24 protein-coding genes are annotated in these 20,716 nt (G+C 69.1%); 13 read left to right on the top strand and 11 right to left on the bottom strand.

The window, feature by feature from the left end; all coding sequences use genetic code 11:
- Positions 1-77: 77 nt before the first annotated feature.
- The 5 genes from ACLJRL_RS03825 (at position 78) to ACLJRL_RS03845 (ending at position 6,062) form a co-directional block, all read left to right on the top strand.
- On the top strand, positions 78-977 hold the full coding sequence (locus tag ACLJRL_RS03825) for an acyl-CoA thioesterase (RefSeq protein ID WP_410654573.1): 900 nt from the start codon (positions 78-80) through the stop codon (positions 975-977).
- A 475-nt stretch (positions 978-1,452) separates the two neighbouring features.
- Positions 1,453-2,376: a helix-turn-helix domain-containing protein gene (locus ACLJRL_RS03830; RefSeq protein WP_410654574.1), complete on the top strand. Its 924-nt coding sequence runs from the start codon at positions 1,453-1,455 to the stop codon at positions 2,374-2,376.
- A gap of 15 nt (positions 2,377-2,391) precedes the next feature.
- On the top strand, positions 2,392-2,601 hold the full coding sequence (locus ACLJRL_RS03835) for a DUF397 domain-containing protein (RefSeq protein ID WP_410654575.1): 210 nt from the start codon (positions 2,392-2,394) through the stop codon (positions 2,599-2,601).
- 161 nt (positions 2,602-2,762) lie between these two features.
- Positions 2,763-2,975, top strand: a complete 213-nt coding sequence (locus ACLJRL_RS03840; protein ID WP_410654576.1) for a hypothetical protein — start codon at positions 2,763-2,765, stop codon at positions 2,973-2,975.
- A 63-nt stretch (positions 2,976-3,038) separates the two neighbouring features.
- Positions 3,039-6,062: a helix-turn-helix transcriptional regulator gene (locus tag ACLJRL_RS03845; RefSeq protein ID WP_410654577.1), complete on the top strand. Its 3,024-nt coding sequence runs from the start codon at positions 3,039-3,041 to the stop codon at positions 6,060-6,062.
- 72 nt (positions 6,063-6,134) lie between these two features.
- Here the strand turns inward: ACLJRL_RS03845 and ACLJRL_RS03850 are convergent, their stop codons facing one another.
- The 8 genes from ACLJRL_RS03850 to ACLJRL_RS03885 all read right to left on the bottom strand — a co-directional run bounded on the left by ACLJRL_RS03850 (position 6,135) and on the right by ACLJRL_RS03885 (position 11,846).
- The gene (locus tag ACLJRL_RS03850) at positions 6,135-7,745 is read right to left on the bottom strand and encodes a succinic semialdehyde dehydrogenase (RefSeq protein WP_410654578.1); all 1,611 of its coding nucleotides are present in this window, start codon (positions 7,743-7,745) and stop codon (positions 6,135-6,137) included.
- A gap of 115 nt (positions 7,746-7,860) precedes the next feature.
- Complete coding sequence (locus ACLJRL_RS03855) at positions 7,861-8,694, bottom strand: hypothetical protein (protein WP_410654579.1); 834 nt, start codon at positions 8,692-8,694, stop codon at positions 7,861-7,863.
- A 103-nt stretch (positions 8,695-8,797) separates the two neighbouring features.
- Positions 8,798-9,394, bottom strand: coding sequence for a DUF3558 domain-containing protein (locus ACLJRL_RS03860; RefSeq protein WP_410654580.1), 597 nt, complete (start codon positions 9,392-9,394; stop codon positions 8,798-8,800).
- The gene (locus ACLJRL_RS03865; RefSeq protein WP_410654581.1) at positions 9,391-10,095 is read right to left on the bottom strand and encodes a hypothetical protein; all 705 of its coding nucleotides are present in this window, start codon (positions 10,093-10,095) and stop codon (positions 9,391-9,393) included. Before ACLJRL_RS03865 ends, ACLJRL_RS03860 begins: the two co-directional genes overlap by 4 nt.
- Positions 10,092-10,466: a hypothetical protein gene (locus tag ACLJRL_RS03870; RefSeq protein WP_410654582.1), complete on the bottom strand. Its 375-nt coding sequence runs from the start codon at positions 10,464-10,466 to the stop codon at positions 10,092-10,094. The genes ACLJRL_RS03865 and ACLJRL_RS03870 overlap by 4 nt, the downstream gene beginning before the upstream one ends.
- Entirely contained in the window at positions 10,463-10,762 is a 300-nt protein-coding gene (locus ACLJRL_RS03875) for a hypothetical protein (RefSeq protein WP_410654583.1), read from the bottom strand. Before ACLJRL_RS03875 ends, ACLJRL_RS03870 begins: the two co-directional genes overlap by 4 nt.
- Positions 10,759-11,097, bottom strand: a complete 339-nt coding sequence (locus ACLJRL_RS03880; protein ID WP_410654584.1) for a YbaB/EbfC family nucleoid-associated protein — start codon at positions 11,095-11,097, stop codon at positions 10,759-10,761. Before ACLJRL_RS03880 ends, ACLJRL_RS03875 begins: the two co-directional genes overlap by 4 nt.
- A 128-nt stretch (positions 11,098-11,225) precedes the next feature.
- Complete coding sequence (locus ACLJRL_RS03885; protein ID WP_410654585.1) at positions 11,226-11,846, bottom strand: TetR/AcrR family transcriptional regulator; 621 nt, start codon at positions 11,844-11,846, stop codon at positions 11,226-11,228.
- Positions 11,847-11,942: 96 nt separating this feature from the next.
- On the opposite strand from ACLJRL_RS03885, the gene ACLJRL_RS03890 reads away from it, so the two are divergent.
- Positions 11,943-13,094, top strand: coding sequence for an acyl-CoA dehydrogenase family protein (locus ACLJRL_RS03890; protein WP_410654586.1), 1,152 nt, complete (start codon positions 11,943-11,945; stop codon positions 13,092-13,094).
- Positions 13,095-13,127: 33 nt separating this feature from the next.
- Entirely contained in the window at positions 13,128-14,270 is a 1,143-nt protein-coding gene (locus tag ACLJRL_RS03895) for a CaiB/BaiF CoA transferase family protein (protein ID WP_410655152.1), read from the top strand.
- Here ACLJRL_RS03895 and ACLJRL_RS03900 read toward each other — a convergent pair.
- Positions 14,267-14,803, bottom strand: a complete 537-nt coding sequence (locus ACLJRL_RS03900; protein ID WP_410654587.1) for a GNAT family N-acetyltransferase — start codon at positions 14,801-14,803, stop codon at positions 14,267-14,269. The two genes, ACLJRL_RS03895 and ACLJRL_RS03900, sit on opposite strands and share 4 nt — an antisense overlap.
- Before the next feature lie 10 nt (positions 14,804-14,813).
- Complete coding sequence (locus ACLJRL_RS03905) at positions 14,814-15,599, bottom strand: crotonase/enoyl-CoA hydratase family protein (RefSeq protein WP_410654588.1); 786 nt, start codon at positions 15,597-15,599, stop codon at positions 14,814-14,816.
- A gap of 133 nt (positions 15,600-15,732) precedes the next feature.
- On the opposite strand from ACLJRL_RS03905, the gene ACLJRL_RS03910 reads away from it, so the two are divergent.
- The 5 genes from ACLJRL_RS03910 (at position 15,733) to ACLJRL_RS03930 (ending at position 18,552) form a co-directional block, all read left to right on the top strand.
- Complete coding sequence (locus ACLJRL_RS03910) at positions 15,733-15,888, top strand: hypothetical protein (RefSeq protein ID WP_162182762.1); 156 nt, start codon at positions 15,733-15,735, stop codon at positions 15,886-15,888.
- Positions 15,889-16,196: 308 nt separating this feature from the next.
- A complete protein-coding gene (locus ACLJRL_RS03915) occupies positions 16,197-16,679 on the top strand; it encodes a helix-turn-helix transcriptional regulator (RefSeq protein ID WP_410654589.1) in 483 nt (160 codons plus the stop codon).
- A gap of 131 nt (positions 16,680-16,810) precedes the next feature.
- Positions 16,811-17,695 carry a lytic transglycosylase domain-containing protein gene (locus ACLJRL_RS03920; protein ID WP_410654590.1) on the top strand — a complete coding sequence of 295 codons (885 nt, stop codon included), beginning with the start codon at positions 16,811-16,813 and terminating at the stop codon, positions 17,693-17,695.
- A gap of 84 nt (positions 17,696-17,779) precedes the next feature.
- A complete protein-coding gene (locus tag ACLJRL_RS03925; protein ID WP_410654591.1) occupies positions 17,780-18,175 on the top strand; it encodes a hypothetical protein in 396 nt (131 codons plus the stop codon).
- A 23-nt stretch (positions 18,176-18,198) separates the two neighbouring features.
- Positions 18,199-18,552, top strand: coding sequence for a DUF3817 domain-containing protein (locus tag ACLJRL_RS03930; RefSeq protein WP_410654592.1), 354 nt, complete (start codon positions 18,199-18,201; stop codon positions 18,550-18,552).
- Here the strand turns inward: ACLJRL_RS03930 and ACLJRL_RS03935 are convergent.
- Positions 18,549-19,988 carry an MFS transporter gene (locus ACLJRL_RS03935; protein WP_410654593.1) on the bottom strand — a complete coding sequence of 480 codons (1,440 nt, stop codon included), beginning with the start codon at positions 19,986-19,988 and terminating at the stop codon, positions 18,549-18,551. The genes ACLJRL_RS03930 and ACLJRL_RS03935 overlap by 4 nt on opposite strands.
- A gap of 143 nt (positions 19,989-20,131) precedes the next feature.
- On the opposite strand from ACLJRL_RS03935, the gene ACLJRL_RS03940 reads away from it, so the two are divergent.
- Positions 20,132-20,695, top strand: coding sequence for a TetR/AcrR family transcriptional regulator (locus ACLJRL_RS03940; protein WP_410654594.1), 564 nt, complete (start codon positions 20,132-20,134; stop codon positions 20,693-20,695).
- Positions 20,696-20,716: the final 21 nt, after the last annotated feature.

The following is a 20,716-nucleotide window of genomic DNA, read 5'->3' on the forward strand; positions in this document are numbered from 1 at the left end:
GGGCAGAAGGTGGCCTTCGCGACAAACGTCCCGCCTCGCGGAGGCCCCGGTCGCCTCGACCGCATAGGGTTCTGGACATGACTGAGATGGCCAGGGAGGCCGCCGCCGGATTCGACACCGCCGGTGGGGCCGGCGGTCAGCCGGTGCTCGACCGGCTGGTCGCGCTGCTGGATTTGGAAAAGATCGAGGAGAACATCTTCCGCGGTGTCTCACCGGCCCATTCGCCGGTGCGGGTGTTCGGCGGGCAGGTCGCGGGGCAGGCCCTGGTGGCCGCCGGTCGCACCGTGCCCGAGGAGCGGAAGGTCCACTCGCTGCACGCGTACTTCATCCGCGGCGGCGACCCGAGTGTCCCGATCGTGTACGAGGTCGACCGCATCCGTGACGGCCGGTCGTTCACCACCCGCCGTGTCGTGGGTATCCAGCACGGCAAGGCGATCTTCTCGCTGTCCGCGTCGTTCCAGAAGGACGAGGGCGGCATCGAGCACTCCGAAGGCATGCCGGACGTCCCGGACCCCGAATCGCTCCCGACGCTGCAGGAGCGGGCCGAGGGCTACTTCATCGGCCACCACGACCGGCCGCGGCCGATCGACCTGCGCTACGTCAACGACCCGCCGTGGGTGACCAGGAAGTCCGGCGACCTGCCCGCCCGCAACCAGGTCTGGATGCGCGCCGACGGCAAGCTCCCGGACCAGCAGCTGCTGCACGTCTGCGTGCTGACCTACGCCTCCGACATGACGCTCCTGGACTCGGTCCTCGCGCGGCACGGCGTCTACTGGGACCTCGACAAGGTGATCGGCGCGAGCCTCGACCACGCGCTCTGGTTCCACCGGCCGTTCCGGGCCGACGAGTGGTTCCTCTACGACAGCGCGTCGCCGACCGCTTCGGGAGCCCGTGGTCTGGCGACGGGCCGGTTCTTCGCCGCGGACGGGACGCATATCGCCACGGTCGTCCAGGAGGGCCTTCTCCGGGTGGTGTGAACGGTGACGTTCCGCCATCGCAGAGGCGCCTTGTCCACCCTTTCGAGGGAATGGCGAAATGCATTAACATCTGGAGCCAAAGCATTACGCATTGGTTCCGGGCATAAGCGCATAAGGGAGGGCCGGAACCGATCGGGGGACGGCTCCGGCCCTGCACCGGGGGTGAATCCGGCAACGACGGTCACCCTCTCGGGTCACCATCGGTGCAGCTCGCGGCCCCGCGCCCGTGCCGCGAGCGGGTCCGCGCTCGCCCGTTGAGGCGTGCGTACCGCGTTGCACGATGCCCAACCTACAACGGCAATCTGCAAATTGCAGGATGAAAATCCGGACGTGTCGGAAAATGGTCCTGTGACCATCTCACCGAATGTGTCTCGGGCTGGTTAGATGAACGGCATGCGGAGTTCCTGAACACTGTTCTCTTCGCCTGCCGTGATGCGCGATCATTGATGCTCGGACAGCTTGTGGAGGTGCCGCTATGACGAGGGGTCAGGGACCCACCGTGCGCCGCCGGAGACTGGCGAGTGAACTCAGGAGGCTGCGTGAGGCGGCCGATCTCACCATCGACGAGGTGAGCGAGAAGCTCGAATGCTCGGCGTCCAAGGTCAGCCGTATCGAGACAGGGCACGTCGGCGTCACCCCGCGCGACGCACGCGACATGCTCGAGCTCTACGGCCTCGCCGGTGACGAGCAGGACGCGCTCGTCCAGCTCGCCAGGGAAGCCCGCAAACGCGGGTGGTGGCATGCGTATAACGAGGTGTTCACCGGCACTTTCGTCGGCTTGGAGGCGGACGCGAGTTCCCTGCGGGCGTTCCAGGCGTTGCTCGTGCCGGGGCTCTTGCAGACCGAGCGCTACGCCAGGGCCGTGATCAGGGCGATGCGGCCCGACGCCGAAGACGCCGAGATCAGGCGCCGGGTGGCGGCGCGGATGGCGCGGCAGGAACTGCTGACGGACCCCTCGCCGCCGGAGTACTGGACCGTGATCGACGAGGCGGTCCTGCACCGCACGATCGACGGCGCCGAAGTGATGGCGGAGCAGTTGTACCGGATGGTCACGATGGCGGCCCAGCCGAACGTGACCGTCCAGGTCGTGCCGTTCGGCGCGGGTGCCCACCCCGGGATGGAGGGCCCGTTCCTCATCATGGGCTTCCCCGAACTGGCCGACACCGACGTGGTCTACGTCGACAGCACCTCCAGCGGGCTCTACCTGGAGGAACCACCGGACGTCCGGCGATACGCGTTGATGTTCGACCATCTCCGCGCCGCCGCGTTGAAGCCGGACGACTCGGTCGAGGTGATCGCCGAGGCCGCCGGCAGGTTCGCCGAGCAGGCGGCCCTGCCGGAGAAATCGCAGTATCGGGACTCGGGCGTTCTCGGAGCGCTCGAAGTCCCCGGAAACTAGTAAGGAGTGGGGAGCATGACGCTCAACGATGACCTTTCCCAGGCCCACTGGCGCAAAAGCAGCCACAGCGGTGGCGGCAACGACTGCGTCGAGGTCGCCTTCACCGGTTCCGGTGCGGCACTGAGGGACTCGAAGGACCCCGACGGAGGTGCCTTCCGCCTCTCGCCGCACGCTTGGCGGGGGCTGCTCGGCGCCGTGCGCCCGAGTGGCCCAGCTCACCGGTAAGCACGCTGGAAGTCGACCCCTTACGCCCCCCGAGCAGGGGATGGGCGGGAGTAAGGGGTCGAACCATGTCCGGGTGTAGGTGATCACCCGATGCCGCAGGGCACCCCTCAGGACGAATCTGGTCCTTACCAAACCAGGTACTGAGTTCCTAAGGGGAAAAGATGAACACGAACGACGCTCTACTGGTCGGGGTAATGGCCGAAGTGGCCTACCGCACCGAAGAGTTGCAGAAGGCCGGTCGCAGCGTGTGGGTCGACCGGGCCCGCCGGGCGAGCCGCCGGGTCCGCGCCGCTCGCACCGAGGTCCGGGTGCCCGCCCAGCAGCGCCGTGAGGCGGAGCAGATGCCCGCCCGCAGCGGCGAGATCACCCGGTAGAGGCCGAGTGCGATGAAGCTCTCGGTGAAAACACAGGCGAAGTTGTCGGCCCGGTAGGCAAGAATGCACCTCGTGCCCCGTCTTGGCTCCGGAATCCCGATCGTCGCCCGCACTCAGGAGATGCGGCAGCTCCGCGCCGCCTTCGCCCGTGCAGAACGGGCCGAGGCCGGTGCGGTGCTGCTGTCCGGTGACGCCGGGGTCGGCAAGACCCGGCTGCTGACCGCGCTCGGCGAATTCACCGCCGGCGCGGGCGCGCTGGTACTCACAGGGCGCTGTATCGACGTCCGTGAGGGCGGTCTCCCTTATCTTCCGTTCGCCGAGGCCCTGGCGCCTCTGGCGACGTCGTCCGATTCCGTGGTCACCGCCGCGGTCCGGGCCCGACCGGCGCTGGGCAGGCTGCTGCCGCAGATGCAGCAGGCGGAGTTCTTCCCCGCCATCGAAGACGGTCAGCTCACCGCGAGCGAACGAGTGTCCGCGCAGCGGCTCCGGCCTGAACAGGACCTGGGCCAGCTCCAGCTCTTCGACGCGGTACTGGGGGTGCTGACCGCCATCGCGCAACGCCGGCCGGTGGTGATCCTGCTGGAGGATCTGCACTGGGCCGACGGATCGACCCGGAACCTGCTGTCGTTCCTGCTCACCCGGTTGCGCACCCAGCGGCTGCTGGTGGTGGCGAGCTACCGCGAGGAGGACGTCCACCGGCGGCACCCCCTGCGGGCCGTGCTGTCGGAGGTGGTGCGGCTGGGCTCGGTCGAACGCGTCGAGGTCAAACCGTTCGGCGCCGAGGACGCGCGCGCGTTCGTCGAGGCGCTCGCCGACGAGCCGATCGGCCAGGACCTGATCGCCGACATCGTCGCCAGGTCCGAGGGCAACCCGTTCTTCGTCGAGGAACTGCTCGCGTCCGCGAAGGACTGTCGTGACCTTCCCTCCGGGCTCGCCGAGGTGCTCCTCGCGCGGCTGGAGCAGTTGTCCCCGATCGCTCGCCGGGTGCTGCGCACGATCTCGGTCGCCAATGACGCGGTGGCGCACGCCGCTCTCACCGAGATCTCCGGCCTGGCCGAACTCGAACTCGACGAGGCACTGCGCGAAGCGGTGCAGCACCACGTCCTGGTGATCGAGAACGGCTTCTACGCCTTCCGTCACGCGTTGCTGCAGGAAGCGGTCTACGGCGATCTGCTGCCGGGGGAGCGGGTGCGGATGCACGCGGCGTACGCGGCGCGGATCCGCACGCGGGCGCAAGGTCGCGGTCAGGACGCCCGCCTCGCGCACCACAGCCTGGAGAGCAAGGACTTTGTCACCGCGCTGGCGGCGTTGCTGCGCGCGATGGACGAGGCCGAGAAGCTGGGCGCGCCCGGCGCCGCACTGCGTCACGTCGAGCAGGCACTGTCCATTTGGGACGCGGTGGCCGAACAGGACCGGCCCGAGCACGTCGACGAACTCAGGCTGCTGCACGAGGCGTCCTACTTCGCGAGCACGTCGGGGGAGCCCGAGCGGGCGGTCGCCTATTCGCGGTCCGCGACGGAGGCGCTCGCCCCGGACGCCGACCGCGAGCGGGCCGCGAAGGTCTGGCGGCGGCACGCGGAGGCACTGCTGTCCGCGGAAGGCACCCTCGACGAGGTCGTCGAGGCGATCGACAGGGCCTGGGATCTGGTCGAACACACCGAAGCGAGCTCCGCGCGGGCCTGGGTACTCGCCACCAGGGCGGGGATCCTCCGCCTGATCGACAGGCACGAAGAGGCGCTGAAATGTGCGCTGGCCGCGGTCGCCGACGCCAGGGCCGTCGGCGCGGGCGGCGCGGAGGCGGCAGCGCTGGTCTCCCTCGGCACGCTGGCCGACTCGGCGGGCGATGTCGAAGAGGCCAGGGAGCGGCTGCGCCAGGCCGAGCGGAAGGCCAGGGACTCGGGCGCGCTCAACGGCGAACTCCGGGCACTGCACTTCCTCGGGCTCAGCTACGACGACCGCGCCGAGATCCCCGCCGCGCTGAAGTACTACGCCAAGGGGATCAAACGCGCCGAAGAGACCGGGCTGACCTGGAGTTCGTTCGGGATCGAGCTGCGGACCAAACACCTCACGCTGCGCTACGTCAGCGGGGACTGGCCCGATGACGACGACGCCGGCCGCGCGGGCCGGGGTGTTTCGAGCGTCGTCGCCGGACGGTTCCTGGGGATCTGGGCGCAGTTCGTCATCGCGCGGGGCCGGTTCGGCGACGCGGACAAGATCCTCCCCGGGCTGCGGCAGCACTGGAGCACGGACGTCTCGATCGCGCTGGCCGCCGGGGACGCGGCCATCCAGCTCGCGTCGTGGCGCGGGGACCACGCGGGAGCGGTCCGGCAGGCACGCGAGCTGATCAACTGGCTCGAGGCGATCGAGCCCGCGATTCTCGGCGGGATCCGGATCAGCGTGCACGGGCTCGCGGCCGCCCTCGCGGAGGCCGCCGAAGCCCGGGTCCGCGGGGATCTGGCGAAGGTCGAGGCGGCCGTGGCGGCGGGGGAGGCGTTCCTGGCTCACGGACGTCATTGCGTCGAACACGGCATTCCGCGCTCGGTTTCGCTGGGCCCGGAGGCGCTGGCGTGGGTCGCCCGGCTCGACGCGCTCGGCAGCGGACTGCGAGGAACCGCCGATCCGGAGTTGTGGGCGAAGGCCGTCGAGGCGTTCGGGTACGGCGCGGTGTACGAGCAGGCCATGTGCCGCCTGCAGCACGCGAAGGCTCTGCTGGCTTCCGACGGCGACACCACGCTCGCCGCGTCGGAACTGCTGGCCGCGCACGCCGTGGCCGACCGGCTGGGTGCCTGCCCGCTGCGCGAGGCCGTCCGGGACATCGGTCACCGGGCACGCGTCGAATTGCCCGGGCTGCCCGCGGCTCCGCACCGCGACGTCGTCGACCCGCTCACCGACCGCGAACGGGACGTGCTGGAACGCGTCGCGCTCGGCCGGACCAACCGGCAGGTCGGCGAAGAGCTGTACATCAGCGAGAAGACGGTGAGCGTGCACCTTTCGCGCGTGATGGCGAAGCTCGGCGCGAGCCGCCGGGCCGAAGCCGTCGCCATCGCCTACGACCGGGGACTGCTGGCCGCGCCGACGCCCTCGTAGCTCGCGTTTCGTCCTCTGCTTGCGGTCCTTGCGCGTGCAACTACCGCAAGTAGAGGACGAAACGCGGAGGGGTCAGCGGCGGGGGAGGCGGCGCAGGACCTTCAGTCCCGCGCTCAGACCGCGCGCCCAGAGCTTCGGCGGGATACCGCGTCCGGGGCGCAGCGGCATTCCGCGCTGCACCGCGATCGCCTGCGCTTCGGTGTACTTCAGCAGTCCCTCGGCACCGTTGCGGCGACCGACGCCGGACTCCTTCATACCGCCCATCGGCAGGCCGACGGTCCCGAACGTCGCAGCGAAGCCTTCGTTGACGTTGACCGTGCCCGCCTTCAGCCGCGCCGCGACCTCCCAGCCCGCGCGGCCGTTGCGGGACCACACACTCGCGTTCAGCCCGAACTGCGTATCGTTCGCACGCTCGATCGCCTCGGTGACATCGGTGTAGCCGTAGATCGACACGACCGGCCCGAAGGTCTCTTCAGCGAACAGCTTCACGTCTTCGGTGACGTCGGTGAGCACGGTCGGCTCGTAGAACAGCGGGCCGAGGTCGGGCCGGGCCTTGCCGCCGGTGAGCACCGTCGCGCCCTTGGCACGGGCGTCCTCGACGTGCGCCGACACCGACGCGAGCTGGTCTTCCGAGGTCAGGGAGCCCATCTGGGCCTGGTAGTCGAGCGCGCCGCCGAGTTTCACCGCGGCCGCCTTGGCGACGAAGGCCCGGGTGAACTCCTCGCGGATGTCTTCGTGGACGTAGATGCGCTCGACCGAGACGCACAGCTGCCCGGCGGAGGAGAAACACGCCGTGACAGCGCCCGCGGCGGTCTTGGCGATATCCGCGTCGGGCAGCACGATCATCGGGTTCTTGCCGCCGAGTTCGAGCGAGTAGCTCGTCAGCCGTGCCGCCACCTTCGCGGCGAGTCCCTTGCCGGTCGGCGTCGACCCGGTGAAGCACAGGTAGTCCGACTCTTCGACCAGCGCGTCGCCGATCCGCGAACCACGGCCGAGCACGATCTGCCAGACCCCGGCGGGCAGCCCGGCCTCCTCGGCGAGCTCCTGCAGCCACAGCGCCGAAAGCGCGGTCTGGTTGTCCGGCTTCTGCACGACGGCGTTGCCCGCCGCGAGTGCCGGCAGGACGTCCATCGCGGTGAGGGCCAGCGGGTAGTTCCACGGCGAGATGATCCCGACGACGCCCTTGGGGTGCCGGATCTCGCCGACCTTCGTCAGCACCGGGATGACGCCGGCGGCGCGACGCGGCGAAAGGAACTTCGCGCTGTGCTTGCCGTAGTAGGCGGCCACCAGCGCCGTGGCGCTGACCTCGTCGAAGGCGTCCATCCGTGCCTTGCCCGCCTCGACCTGGACCAGGTCGAGTACTTCTTCCTGGCGCTTCAGGACCAGGTCGTGCAGGCGGATCAGGATGCGCTGACGGTCGGCCACCGGCCGCTCGGCCCAAGCGCGCTGCGCGTCCCGGGCCTGGTCGAACACGATGCGGACGTCGGCGTCGGTGGCCTGGGGGAGCGTCGTGATCGGCAGCCCGGTGAAGGGCGCGCGCATCTGGACCGGCGCGGAGTCCTTGCCGCCCACGACCCGCCGCACGAGCCGTTCCGCCCTGGCCGCGGCCGGGGCACCGGGGATACCGCCGATGGTGGCCGGACCTTCGGTGTGGCTCGTGCTCGCCGGTGTCGTGCTCGTCATGACGTCTCCGTTCCGTGCCGCGCGGAGCCGGAAGGCGCCACGCAGAGCCCAGGTGTTACCGACGAGTACAGCATACCGCCGGTATGGAGGCTGTCCAGTCCGATGTGAATATATTTCACGTATTGTCGGGACGGGGCGGATTGTCGGGCGACGGGCGCAGGATGTCCTGCTGCTGCAACGCCGAGCCCGACGGCGGTGTGGGAGGCGACGGGTCCTGGGGCGGCACGTAAGGCTGGGCCTGGGGTTGCTGCGGATACTGCCGCTGGGGGACGGCGGGGGCGTACGGGACATAGCCGGGCGGGTAGGCGGCTTGGCCGGAAGACGAGGGTTCACGGCGGTTCGCCACGATCGCCAGCGCGATGGTGAGCAACGCCACCAGCCCGCCGGCCAGCAGGATCCAGAACCCGCCCCCGGTTCCGTAGCGCGAGACGAAGCGGCCGGTGTCCTGGCCGAAGCTCAGGCTCGCCGAGACGTCCATGCCGAGCATCCAGACACCGATCGCGGTACCGGCCCCGCCGGCGACCAGCAACGTCCTCGACGTCGCCGCCGCCAGTGACCTCGAACTCCGCCGGTAGGAGGCGAAGCCCACCGCGGCCCCCGCGAGCAGCGTCAGCGCGGCGGCGGACAGCGGGATGCCGTACCGGGCGACGTGGGTCTTGTCGTAGAACTCCTTCTCCTCCGGTGACGGCTCGATGTCGAAGGTCCGCGCCCAGCCGGTCTCCGACAGTTTCGACACCGCTTTGCCCTCGGAGATCTGTTCGTAGGTCGACTGCGGAAGAAAGGTCGCGATGATCACGAGAAGTCCGGCGAAAACACCCATCATCGCGGCGAACAGCCGGGGCAGGCGGGCATCCGACGGCGGCCGCGTGGCCGCCTCGGGGGCTTGGGGTGCCTGAATTGCGCTGAACGGACCAGTCGGTTGGTACGGCTGCTGCTGCGGCGCGCTCATGATCGGCTCCTCCGCCGGTTCCGTTGTCCAGCAAGGAATTCCATCACGAATCGGGCCCGGAGATAAGTGTCACCTGTGCTCTGGTCAAGCACCCTCGTGCGTGCTACGAGCGCAGGTTCTCGATGACGAACCCGGCGATCTTCTCCGCCGCACCACAGGAGTCGTACTGCCAAGGGCCTGCCTCGGCTCTGCCTCGGGTGTTGGCTCCGACATAGACCAAGGTGTCGTCGTCGACGCCGAGTGCCAGCTTGCACGCGAGCGGGCCTTCGTGCTGTCGCCGGGCGATGTTCTCCTCGGCCCGGACGACCACCGCCGGATACCCCTGGATGGCGAGTTCCTCCCAGCGGTTGCCGATATCGCGGCCGGTGGCGTGGTCTCGGTAGAGCGAGCCGATGCTCTCCCGCAACGGCGTGAGCCAGGAAACGGTCACCTCGACCGTCGGGCCGAAGCCGAGCAGACATTCGCCCGCCCGGCCGTTTCCCCTTCTCCCGTCGGTGAAACCCATACTCTCGACCTGTTCCACCGTGATGGCGGTACAGGGATCGGCGAGGAATCCGGCGCCGTCGAGCGGGGCTGGGATGGACGGGACGGAGACCGGCGGCGGACTCGACGGTCCGGGTGCGGGCGTGCCGCATCCGGACAGCGCGAGGAGCGCCGCGGCAAGGAAAGCCGTCCTCTTCCGGCCGGGCGTACGCGTCATGCCGGCTCCGCCCCGGGCTTGATCCGCCACCGCCGGGGATCGGCGACCACCACCGCGCTGGTGCCCACGGACGGGATCTTCGGAAAGTTCCGCTCGATGACCTGAAGCTGGAATCCGGCCCCGATCAGGGCCGCCATATCGGTCAGCATCTTGGTGAAGGTGGAATTGCAGTCCCGCCAGAACGTGGTGAACGCGGAATTGACGGCGTCGACCAGATCCTTGAGCGCGACCGGGGTCAACGGCGGGAAGACCACCGAACCGAGGACGACGCCGAACTTCCCGCCGAGCTGCGCCAGCGTCGAAGCGCAGTTCCCGAGCAATTCGAGGAGGTTCTTGTAGGTGCTGATGACGGTGGTCGCCAGCGTCGACACCACGCTCGTCAGGTTCCCGAGCGACGTCTGGCCCGCGGCCATGGCGTTCGTGGCCTCCGAAGCGTAGGCGTCGAACTGGTCGAAGGCGTCGCCGTGCCAGACCCCGCGGAGCGACAATTTCGTGTCTTTGATGAGGTCGGACGCGTCTTTGAGCCTGCTCTGCCTGGCGAAGGTATCGGCCAGGCCGAGGGCTTTCGTCAGATCGCCCAGCAAGAAGTTCCGGAGAGTGCGAAGCAGTTCGGTGATGCCGTCGGCGCCGACCAGATCGGCGTAGAAACGGATCTCCTCGTCGGCTTGCTCGGGATAGGGCAGCTTGGCCGGCCCGGTCACCGGATTCCTCCTTCGAGTCTTTTCATTTCGTCGTACGCTCGCTGATCGAGTTGTTCGTAGTACTCGGCGGCGTGCTGGAGAGCAGCACTCAAGGCGCCCAATTCGGTGGCGTTGGCGACCGAGATCCGCCGGATCTGTTCGACGGCCTGGTTGTACGCCTCGACGGTGCCCGCGCCTTGGACGCCGCGCATCAGCTGGGCGAGCGTCCCCGGCAGCCCCAGGGCTTCATTCTTCAGCTGGACATCGGACAGATCGGTGAGCGCGAAGGCGCGCACGAGGTCCGCCGCGTCGTCGATCGTGTTCGCGGCCACGCGGAGCTTCTCCGGGTAGACGCGGTAGCCCTGACCTGGCCCGGGATCGAAGGGGTTCACGCGAATCTCCCGCCGCTCTCCTTGTCGTGAAGTCGTTGGGTGGCCACGTTTTCGGCTCGCTGGATGCCCGCGAGCAGCTTCCGGGACAGGCTCGCCGCGGAGTAGGACTTCGCCACCGAGGCTTCCAGGGTCACGTCCACGAGTTCGCCGGCGCCGGTGACCGTCAGCGTCCCGAGTTCGCCGGGAAGCCGCCACGTCGTCCGGTCCTGCGCCGCGGTCAGCGAAGCGTGTTTCGCGGCCGCGACTTTGGCGTCGATCTCCTTTGCCAGGTGATAAAGATCGTCTTCGTGGTTCACCGGAGGTCCTCGCTCAGGAAATCGAATTCCTCGAAACTCGCCTCGGCCGCGGTATCCGCTTCGGCCATACCGAGAAGCGTCCGCATTTTGACCAGACTCACCTGTGCGGCCGCCTGCCGGGCCGTCCGAACGGCTTCCACCACGGCCGGTCCCGCCCTCTGTGGATGCGGGCCACCGGTCGCGTGATCGGCGATGAGCAGGCCGACCAGCCTGCCCTGACCTGTGACGACGGCGAGCGCCAGGCCATCCTGAGACCGGCCCGGGTACCGGCTTTGTTCGAGTTCGGCGTCGAGTTCCTCGGCCCGGTTTCTGAGTTCGTCCACAAATGAAGACACGTCGGTATCGCCCTCCCCTGCGTAACCGCTCGAATGTACAGAGTAGTGAACGCAGGTAGGGCTTGTCTCTTTCTTCATGCATCCGTAGGCGTGGCTCGCCAAGGCTTGCGAATTCGCATTCGTCGCGGCTAAGCGGAGGCGTCCTCGTAGAGCAGCACGGCGACCCGCTTCCATTCGTCGAGCAATTGGCGGCGCCGTTTCGGATCACCGCCGAGTTCGGCGTCGAGCGCCAGGCCGCGGGTGAGGTTCACGGTCAGCCAGAACAGGATCTCCGCGCGTTCCTTCGGCAGGTCGCCGGCGATCGCGGTGATGTGTTCCAGGGTGGAGCGGCCCAGGGCCCGGTCGACCGGGCGGATGGCCTCGCGTAGTTCGGGGTCGGTCCGTGCGGCGACCCACAGTTCGGTCGCGGCCGTGGACAGCGTGCCCGAGTAGCCCTCCCAGAGCAGGTCGATCGCCGCCGCCACGCCGGACGCGCCACCGGGGAGGGTCGCGATCGACGCGGCGAGCCGTCCGCGCAGCTTCTCGGTCAGATGCTCGACGGCCGCCGCCATCAGTTCGGCCTTCGCGGAGAAGTGGTGCTGCACCGCGCCCTTCGAGACCCCGGCGCGTGAGCAGATCTCCTGGACCGAGGTCCGCGCGTACCCGAGGTCGACCAGGCAGCCGATGGTCGCGTCGAGCAGGGCGGTGCGGGTCTGTTCACGCCGCTCGGCCTGCGTCCGGTGGGTCCTGCCGATCGCGGTCACGGGCATCCCCCTTTACGTGCAGCTCGGTACGGATGTACATTCCGGTTGGAACTTACATCCTAAGCGTCATGTTTTCCAGGTTGTGATCAGGAGGCGTTCGCCGTGCCCTTGCAGATTCATAAGAGCTCGTGGAGCACGACAGAGCTCGAAGACCTCCGGGACCTCGCCCGGACCTTCTGCCAGAAGGAACTGGCCCCGAACCAGGAGCGCTGGGCGGCGGAGAAGAAGGTCGACCGCGAGCTGTGGACGAAAGCGGGCGACGTCGGCCTGCTGGCGCTGTCCATCCCGGAGGAGTACGGCGGTGGCGGCGGCACGTTCGCCCACGAGGCCGTGCTGTACGAGGAGCAGGCTCGTTCCGGCGACAGCGCTTGGGGCGTCACCGTCCACAATGGAATCGTCGCGCACTACATCCTCGAGTACGCCTCCGAGGAGAAGAAGCGCGAGTGGCTCCCGAAGTTCGCCTCCGGCGCGATGGTCGGCGCGGTCGCGATGACCGAACCGGGCACCGGATCGGATCTGCAGGGCATCAAGGCCCGCGCGGTGCGCGACGGCGACCACTACGTGATCAACGGCGCGAAGACGTTCATCACCAACGGTTTCCACGCCGACCTCGTCGTCGTCGCGGTGAAGACCGACCCGGACGCGGGCGCGCAGGGCGTCTCGCTGATCGCCGTCGAGACCGACACCCCCGGCTTCAGCCGCGGCCGCGTCCTCGACAAGATCGGGCTCAAGGGGCAGGACACCGCGGAGCTGAACTTCGACGACGTCCGCGTGCCCGTCGCCAACCTCCTCGGTGACAAGGAAGGCCTCGGCTTCATCCAGCTGATGCAGCAGCTGCCGCAGGAACGGCTGATCATCGCCGTCACCGCGGTCGCCGGGATGGAGGCCGCGATCGACCAGACCATCGCCTACACCAAGGATCGCCAGGCCTTCGGCCGTCCGATCTACAACTTCCAGAACACGAAGTTCAAGCTCGCCGAGGCGGCCACCGAGGCCGCGGTGTCGCGCGCGTACCTCGACCAGTGCATCGAACGGCACCTGCGCAAGGAACTCGACGTGCAGGGCGCGGCGATGGCGAAGCTGTGGACCACCGAGCGGGTCAACAAGGTCGTCGACGACTGCCTGCAGCTGTTCGGCGGCTACGGCTACATGACCGAATACCCGATCGCGCGAGCGTGGGCCGACATCCGGATCTCCCGGATCTTCGGCGGCACCAGCGAGATCATGAAGGAAATCATTTCCCGCACTCTCTAGAAAACCGTTGCCGTACAAGGAAAGGACGTGGCGATGAAGGCTGGGCCGCTGAGCGGGCTCAAGGTCGTCGAACTGGCCGGGCTCGCCCCCGCGCCGTTCGCCTGCACGATCCTCGCCGATCTCGGCGCGGACGTCGTCCGGGTCGACCGGGCGACACCGGGCAACGACGTCATCGGCTTCCCGAACGACCCGCTCGCCCGCGGCAGGCGTTCGATCGGGATCAACACCAAGACCCCCGAGGGGGTCGAACTGGTGCTGAAACTCGCCGACGACGCCGATGTGCTGATCGAGGGCTTCCGCCCCGGGGTGGCCGAGCGGATGGGGATCGGGCCGGAACAGGTCCACGCCCGCAATCCGCGGCTGGTCTACGGGCGGATGACCGGCTGGGGCCAGGACGGTCCGATGGCGACCGCGGCCGGGCACGACATCAACTACATCGGGATCGCCGGCGCGCTCGAACCGATCGGGCACGCGGGTGAGCGGCCCGTCCTGCCGCTCAACCTCGTCGGCGACTTCGGCGGTGGTGGCCTGCTGCTCGCGATGGGCGTGCTGGCGGCGCTGTTCGAGCGCCAGACGTCCGGTAAGGGCCAGGTCGTCGACGCGTCCATGGTGGACGGTGCGGCGCTGCTGACCACCAGCCTGCACGGGCTGCTGGACTCCGGGCTCTGGCCCGGCGGACGCGGGGAGAACATGCTGGACGGCGGCGCGCCGTTCTACGACACCTACGAGACCGCCGACGGCAAGTACGTCGCCATCGGCGCGATCGAGATGCGGTTCTGGGGCGACCTGGTGAAGGTGCTCGGGCTCGACCCGGAAGAAACCCCGGTGCACGTCGACAAGAGCGAATGGCCGAAGCTGCGCAAGATCGTCTCCGAAGCCGTCGCCAAGCACACCCGCGACGAACTGGTCGCGAAGGCCGAAGGCACCGATGCCTGCCTGACGCCGGTGCTCGCGCCGAGGGAGGCGCCGTCGCATCCGCACAACGTCGCGCGCGGGACGTTCGTCGACATCGGCGGTGTGGTGCAGCCCGCGCCCGCGCCGAGGTTCGACCGGACCCCGGCGGAGACGCCGGAACCGCCGCGGCCCAAGGGTGCCGACACCACCGACGTCCTCGCGGAACTCGGGGTGGACGCCGACGGCCTCGAACGGCTCAAGGCCGCGGGCACGATCGTCTAGCCGCCTTCCGGGGCGGGGTCCGGATCGGACCGCAGCTTCGAATAGAGCACGTGGTCGCGCCAGGCCCCGTCCCGGAACCCGTAGCCGCGCAGCACGCCTTCCTTGGTGAAGCCCGCCTTCGTCAGGGAGCGCTGCTCCGCGACGTTGCCCGTTTCCGTGCTCGCCTCGACCCGGTTCATCTGCGTGTGCGCGAAGAGGTACCGGGCGAGCAGACGCTGCGCCTCGGTCCCGTAGCCGTGCCCCCGCGCCTCGGGGATCAGCACCAGCCCGGCGTTCCAGCAGTACGACGCCGACCCGGCCCTGCTCTTGTGCCAGGAGACGAACCCGAGCCGCCGGCCGTCGAGCGCGATCATCAGCATCCCGTTGTCCGGCGCGAGCATGCCGGTCGCGGCCCAGCGGCGGCGCAGGAAGTGCGGGTCGTGCCAGCCGTGCCATTCGAACTTCCCCGCGGCGACGGCATCGTTCGTCAGCGTTTCGAGTGTCGGCAGGTCGTCTTCGTACACCGGTCTGAGTGCGACCCCGATTTCGTTCATCCGACAGAGACTATGGCTTTTCGCCTTCGAAGCGGCCGTGACGCCCCGCGCCGTCGCTGAACCGGCCGGCGCCCTCGACGGCCTCCTCGGCGAGCCCGCCGCCGGTCAGCGCGTTCGAGAACTCCGCCCGCAGCGCCTCTTCCTCGGTGAGCCCGAACTGGCCGAACGCGGACCCGCGATCGGCCCGCAGGCACGCCTGCGGGAACGCGGCCAGTTCGCGTGCCAGCGCCTGCGCGGCCGCGAGCGCCTCGCCGTCGGGCACGACCCGGTTCGCCAGCCCGATCGCGAGGGCTTCGCCGGCTTCGACCGGGCGACCGGTGAGGATCAGGTCCATCGCCCGGGAGTGCCCGATGAGCCGGGGGAGCCGCACGGTCCCGCCGTCGATCAGCGGCACCCCCCAGCGGCGGCAGAAGACGCCGAAGACGGCGGTGCTGTCGGCGACCCGCAGGTCGCACCAGAGCGCCAGTTCCAGGCCACCCGCGACGGCGTGCCCGCGGACCGCGGCGATCACCGGCTTCGAGAGCGCCATCCGGGTCGGCCCCATCGGCCCGTCGCCCGCCGGGTCCAGCCTGTTGCCCCGTTCGGTGCCGACGGCCTTCAGGTCGGCTCCGGCGCAGAAGGCATCACCTGATCCAGTGAGGACGGCCACGGCGGACGCAGGATCGGCGTCGAAGGCGCGGAACGCCTCGGCCAGCGCGGCCGCGGTCGGCCCGTCCACCGCGTTGCGGGATTCCGGCCGGTTCAGCGTGATCGTCGTCACCGGCCCAGCCCGGTGGACGAGAACGTTTTGGCTCATCATCGCTCCCTCATGCGGAATCCGGGTGGGCACCGGACCCGTTCTCTCCTTAAGGTGGGGACGAGGTCCGCAGTGCGCGCGGAGTCATCGTCTGGACACTACGGTGTGATGGGATGGAGCCATGTCGCCCGGCTTGAAGAAATTCGTTGTGATCGCTGTCGTCGCGCTCGTGCTCTTCTTTTTGATCAGCAGGCCGACCCAGTCCGCCGACGCCGTCCACACCGCCCTCGGCTGGCTCCGTTCCGGTGCCGAAGCCATCGTGACGTTCGTCCGGAGCCTCTTCTCCTGATCCGTCGCGCCACCTGCGGTTATCACTCAGCGTCACCCGTCTCAGATTTCGGTCGAGCGACTCGACCATCCGGGTGGATTGACCCCGAAAACCCGCTGGTCGACGAATTTGTGCCCGTCAAGCTCTGGCGGAAAAGACCTCCGCGCCCCTACGGTGCTCACATTGCGTGATCGGTTGGTCCTCCAGGCGCCGGAGCCGGCCTCCTGGGCGAAGGTTTCCGCAGGTGCAAGCCTTACGGCGAGAGCGGGAACATTCAGCCGGGCAAGTAAGTCAGGACTTGTCAGTCGGGGAACCATGAGGAGGCAGGGATGACCGGAGATCCCGGAGTCGATGCGTTGATCCGGCAGTGGGCCGCGGAACGCGAGCAGACCCCCGAGGAGCAGGAGGTCGACCGCATCGCGAGCGCGTGGCTCGCCGATGTGCCCCGTCAAGCGCCCGGGATCCCCGGACAGCGCCAGCAATCCGGCCAGGGACGCTGGGCGCCGGTCGAGGCCGCCGACCCCGGCTATCTCGACGCCATGCGCAGCCGTCTTCCCGACGTCCCGCAGGATCTGCTCGTCGCCGCCGCGGGCTGGTGGCAGATGGTCGGCGGGGTCGCCGAGGCCGAAGCTTGGTGGGACGCGGGCCTCAGCCCGCTCGACCAGCGTGCCCTCGACTACCGCGCGGCCGGGCTCTCGCCGTCCGACCTGAGCCGTCGTCTCGGCCCGATGACCGTTCTCCAGCACCTTCGCCGCGGCAGCGCCCCGGCCTGGTGCGTGGCACGGCTCGCGAGGCAACAGAAGTCCGCCTGATGAGAACTTCTTTCACGCGCGGGTGAACCGGCGTGGCAGCGATGATTCCGATTACCGCGTAACGCTAACCTGCGCGGGCTCGTTGTTCGAGCATCGGTCGTGATCGCCGCCCACGCTGGAGGACTCGCTTCGTGCGCACCACCCCGGAAAACGACGAGCTCGTCGCCGACCAGGCCACGCCCACTCCGCCACGCCGCGGGGTGGGCGCCGCCGTGCTCGGCAGGCTGGTGATCGTGCTGGCCGTGCTCGCCCTCGCCGCGGGCGGGATCTGGCTGGTGACCAAGGCGTCCGCGCCGGTCGCGAGCCCCACGACGATGGAGATCCCCGCCCTGCAGGTCAAGGCCGCGGACGTCAAACCCGGCACCATCGCCCCGGTCAACGCCACCCTCGCCGGCGGCGCCACCCAGCAGACGGCCCCGCAGCAGGCACAGCCGAAGCCCGGCAAGGACCCCCTGGCGGCCTGGACCGAACGGGCGGCGCAGGCCACCGGCATCCCGGCCCGCGCCCTGCTCGCCTACGGCAACGCCGAACTGGCGATGCGCCAGATGCAGCCGAACTGCAAGATCTCGTGGGCCACCCTCGCCGGCATCGGCCGGATCGAGTCCAACCACGGCCAGTACGGCGGCGCCGTCCTCGGCCAGGACGGCCGCCCGTCGAAGCCGATCATCGGCGTCCCGCTCGACGGTTCGCCCGGGGTCAAGGCCATCGGCGACACCGACGGCGGCCAGTTCGACGGCGACGCGGCCGTCGACCGCGCGGTCGGCCCGATGCAGTTCATCCCCAGCACCTGGCGCCGGTACGCGGCCGACGGCAACCGCGACGGCGCCGGCGACCCGCAGCAGATCGACGACGCCACGCTCGCGGCGGCGCGCTACCTGTGCGTCAACAACCGCGACATGTCCGCCGCCTCCGGCTGGTGGGCGGGGATCCTGTCGTACAACAACTCGACGGAGTACGCGCAGAAGGTCTTCGGGCTGGCGGACGACTACGCGAAGGCCGTCCAGACCGCTCGCTGATATGTCACCGGAGCAGCCGGGACCAAGGTCCCGAGCAGCCCGGTCGGCGAAGTTTCACCGCACCGCCAGTGCTAGCGTCGGTGCGTGCCCGCCTCGTCCGTCACCCTGCGCCGCCTCGGCATCGCCGGCGTCTGCCTGGTGAGCCTGGCGCTGTGCTGCGGGCTGGCCTGGTGGCAGTGGGAGCGGTTCTCCTCGGCGAGCGGGACGTTCCAGAACCTCGGCTATGTCCTGCAGTGGCCGCTGTTCGGCGTGTTCCCCGCCTTCATGTTCTGGCGGATCCGCAAACTCCGCCGTCAAGCAGAGGAAGCGGATGCCGACGCGCTGGAGCAGGCCGGTGGGACGACGGCCGAGACCGTCGTCCCCGAAGTGCCCGCACCCCGGCAGCGGCGCGCACCCGCCCCGCGGCAGCCGGTTCCCGAGGACGACGAGCTCGCCGCCTACAACCGCTACCTGCGCGAACTCAACGCCCGCGACCAGTAGTTCCCCAGAGAGGTTCGAGATCTATGACCACCCGAACTGACGACGCCGCCCCGAGCCGTTCGGTTTCGCTGGCCGGGCCGCTGATCCGGTTCCGCGTCGCGGCGTACGCCACCGGTGTCGCGCTGCTCGGGCTGGTCGTCGAGATGCTGCTCCAGTACGTCTTCCGCGTGGAACTTCCCCAGTTCGTCAAGATGATCCCGATGGTCCACGGCGGGTTGTACCTGGTGTACCTGCTGCTCGCGGTCGATCTGGCGATCAAGGCCCGCTGGTCGATGAAGGGCACGCTCCTCGTCCTCATCGCCGGCTGCATCCCGTTCTTCTCGTTCGTGATGGAACGCAAGGTCACGCACAAGATCCAGGCGGGTGTGAAGCTCTAGGCGCTGCCGGAGGCCCGTTCCCGGCGCCGGAAGCTCAGCGCCACCAGGAACGCCAGCGCCGTCACCACACCCGCGGTGCTGAACGCCGCGGTCATCCCGTCGACGGTGGTCTCGGCCGGGCTCCCGGACGGCTGCCGTGTCGCCGCGCCGAACACCGTGATCAGGATCGCGAGTCCCAGTGTCGCCCCGACCTGCTGGAACGTCTGCAGGACACCGCCGGCGGCACCCGCGTCCTCGGTGGGCACGGTCGCCATGATGATCACGCTGAGCGGGGAGAACGCCAGCCCCGCGCCGATGCCCATCAGCAGCATCGGCCCGAACAGATGCGTGAAATACCCGCTTTCCGTGGTGAGCGTGGTCAGCCAGACGACGCCTCCGGTCATCAGCGCGGTGCCGGTGAGGGTGAGCGGTTTCGGGCCGAAACGGGGCAGTAGCCGCGGGATCAGCCTGCTCATCACGAAGATGCTCGCCGCCATCGGCAGGAACGCGAAACCGGTCTCCAGCGCGGCGAAGCCCCGGATGTCCTGCAGGAACTGGGTGAGGAAGAAGAACATCGACATCATCGCCATCGGCCCGAGGAAGAAGTTGGCGTAGGCCGCGGCGCGGTCGCGTTCGGCGAACAGCCGCAGCGGGATCAGCGGTCCGGCGACGCGCGTCTCGATCCTCAAGAACGCGGCCAGCAGGAGCAATCCGGCGGTGAGGGAGGCGAGGGTGATCGCGTCGCCCCAGCCGTGGGCGGCCGCGCGGGTGAAACCGAACACGAGCGAGCCGACGCCGAGGGTGCCGGTGATCGCGCCGGGCAGGTCCAGCCGTGCGCGCCGTCGCGGCGGTTCGGGGACGAATCTCGGGGCGAGCAGGACGATCGCGAGCCCGAACGGGACGTTGATGAACAGCGCGGCGCGCCACGAGATCCACTCGGTGAGCAGCCCGCCGAGCAGCAGGCCGATCGCGAAACCGCTGCTGGACATCGCCGAGAACAGGGCCAGCGCGCGCACCTTGGCCTTGGTCTCGGTAAAGGTGCTGGTGATCAGCGCCAGCGTGCTCGGCCCGGCGAGTGCGGCGCCGATGCCTTGCGCGACCCGCGCCGCGATCAACAGTTCCGCCGAGTCCGCGAAGCCGCCGAGCAGGGACGCGACGGTGAACACGGCGGTGCCCAGGACGAACATCCGGCGCCTGCCGAACAGGTCGCCCGCGCGGCCGCCGAGCAGGAGCAGTCCGCCGAAGGCCAGGCTGTAGGCGGTCATCACCCAGGACAGGCCGGTGTCGGTGAAGCCGAGGTCGGCTTTGACGCGGGGGAGCGCGACGTTCATCACCGTCGCGTCGAGGATGAGCATGAGCTGGCAGGTCAGCGCGATCGGGAGGACCAGCCGGTGCGGTAAAGAGGGGGCCCCGGCTGTCTCCGGCCTAGGCTCGGTACGCAGGGTTCGCTCGGTCAAGGAATACTCCAAAGAAGTAACGAGACAAAACGGAGAGACTCTCCACTTGTGGTCGTGAGCGATGATATGGAGACTCTCTCCGCTTACGCAAGCGGATTCGGAGAACGTCTCCGTTTTCGTCGCCCGAGGAGGTGCTGATCGTCATGGCCGATCCGGCCCGGCCCATGCGCGCGGACGCGCGGCGCAACTACGAGCGCATCGTGGCTGTGGCGAAGGAGACCTTCGCCGCTGAGGGCGTCGACGTGCCGGCGGACGACATCGCCAAACGCGCGGGCGTCGGTGCGGGCACCCTGTACCGGCACTTCCCGACGCGCGACAAACTCATCGAAGCCGTCTATCGCGACGAGATCGATGGGCTGGCGCAGCGGGGTTTCGACCTGCTCGAAGAGCTGCCACCGGGGGAGGCGCTCGAGAAGTGGCTGGCCACGCAGGTCATCTACGTGGTCGAGAAGCACGGGCTCGCGATGACACTGAAGGCGTCCGTCGATGCCGGGTCCGAGGTCTTCGCCTGGTGCCAGTCGCGCCTGAGGTCCGCGGCCGACACGATCGTGAAGGCCGCTCAGGAGGAGGGCGTCATCCGGGCGGACGTCACCGGGATCGACATCCTGCGGCTCGGCCACGGGGTGGGGTCGGCCGCGAGCAAGGCTTCGGAAGAGGACACGAAGCGGCTGCTGGCGATCGTGCTGGACGGTCTTCGGGTGTCATGAGTCAGTGAAGGCCTCCTTGAG

Source organism: Amycolatopsis sp. lyj-112 (assembly GCF_046549055.1).
Classification (GTDB): domain Bacteria; phylum Actinomycetota; class Actinomycetes; order Mycobacteriales; family Pseudonocardiaceae; genus Amycolatopsis.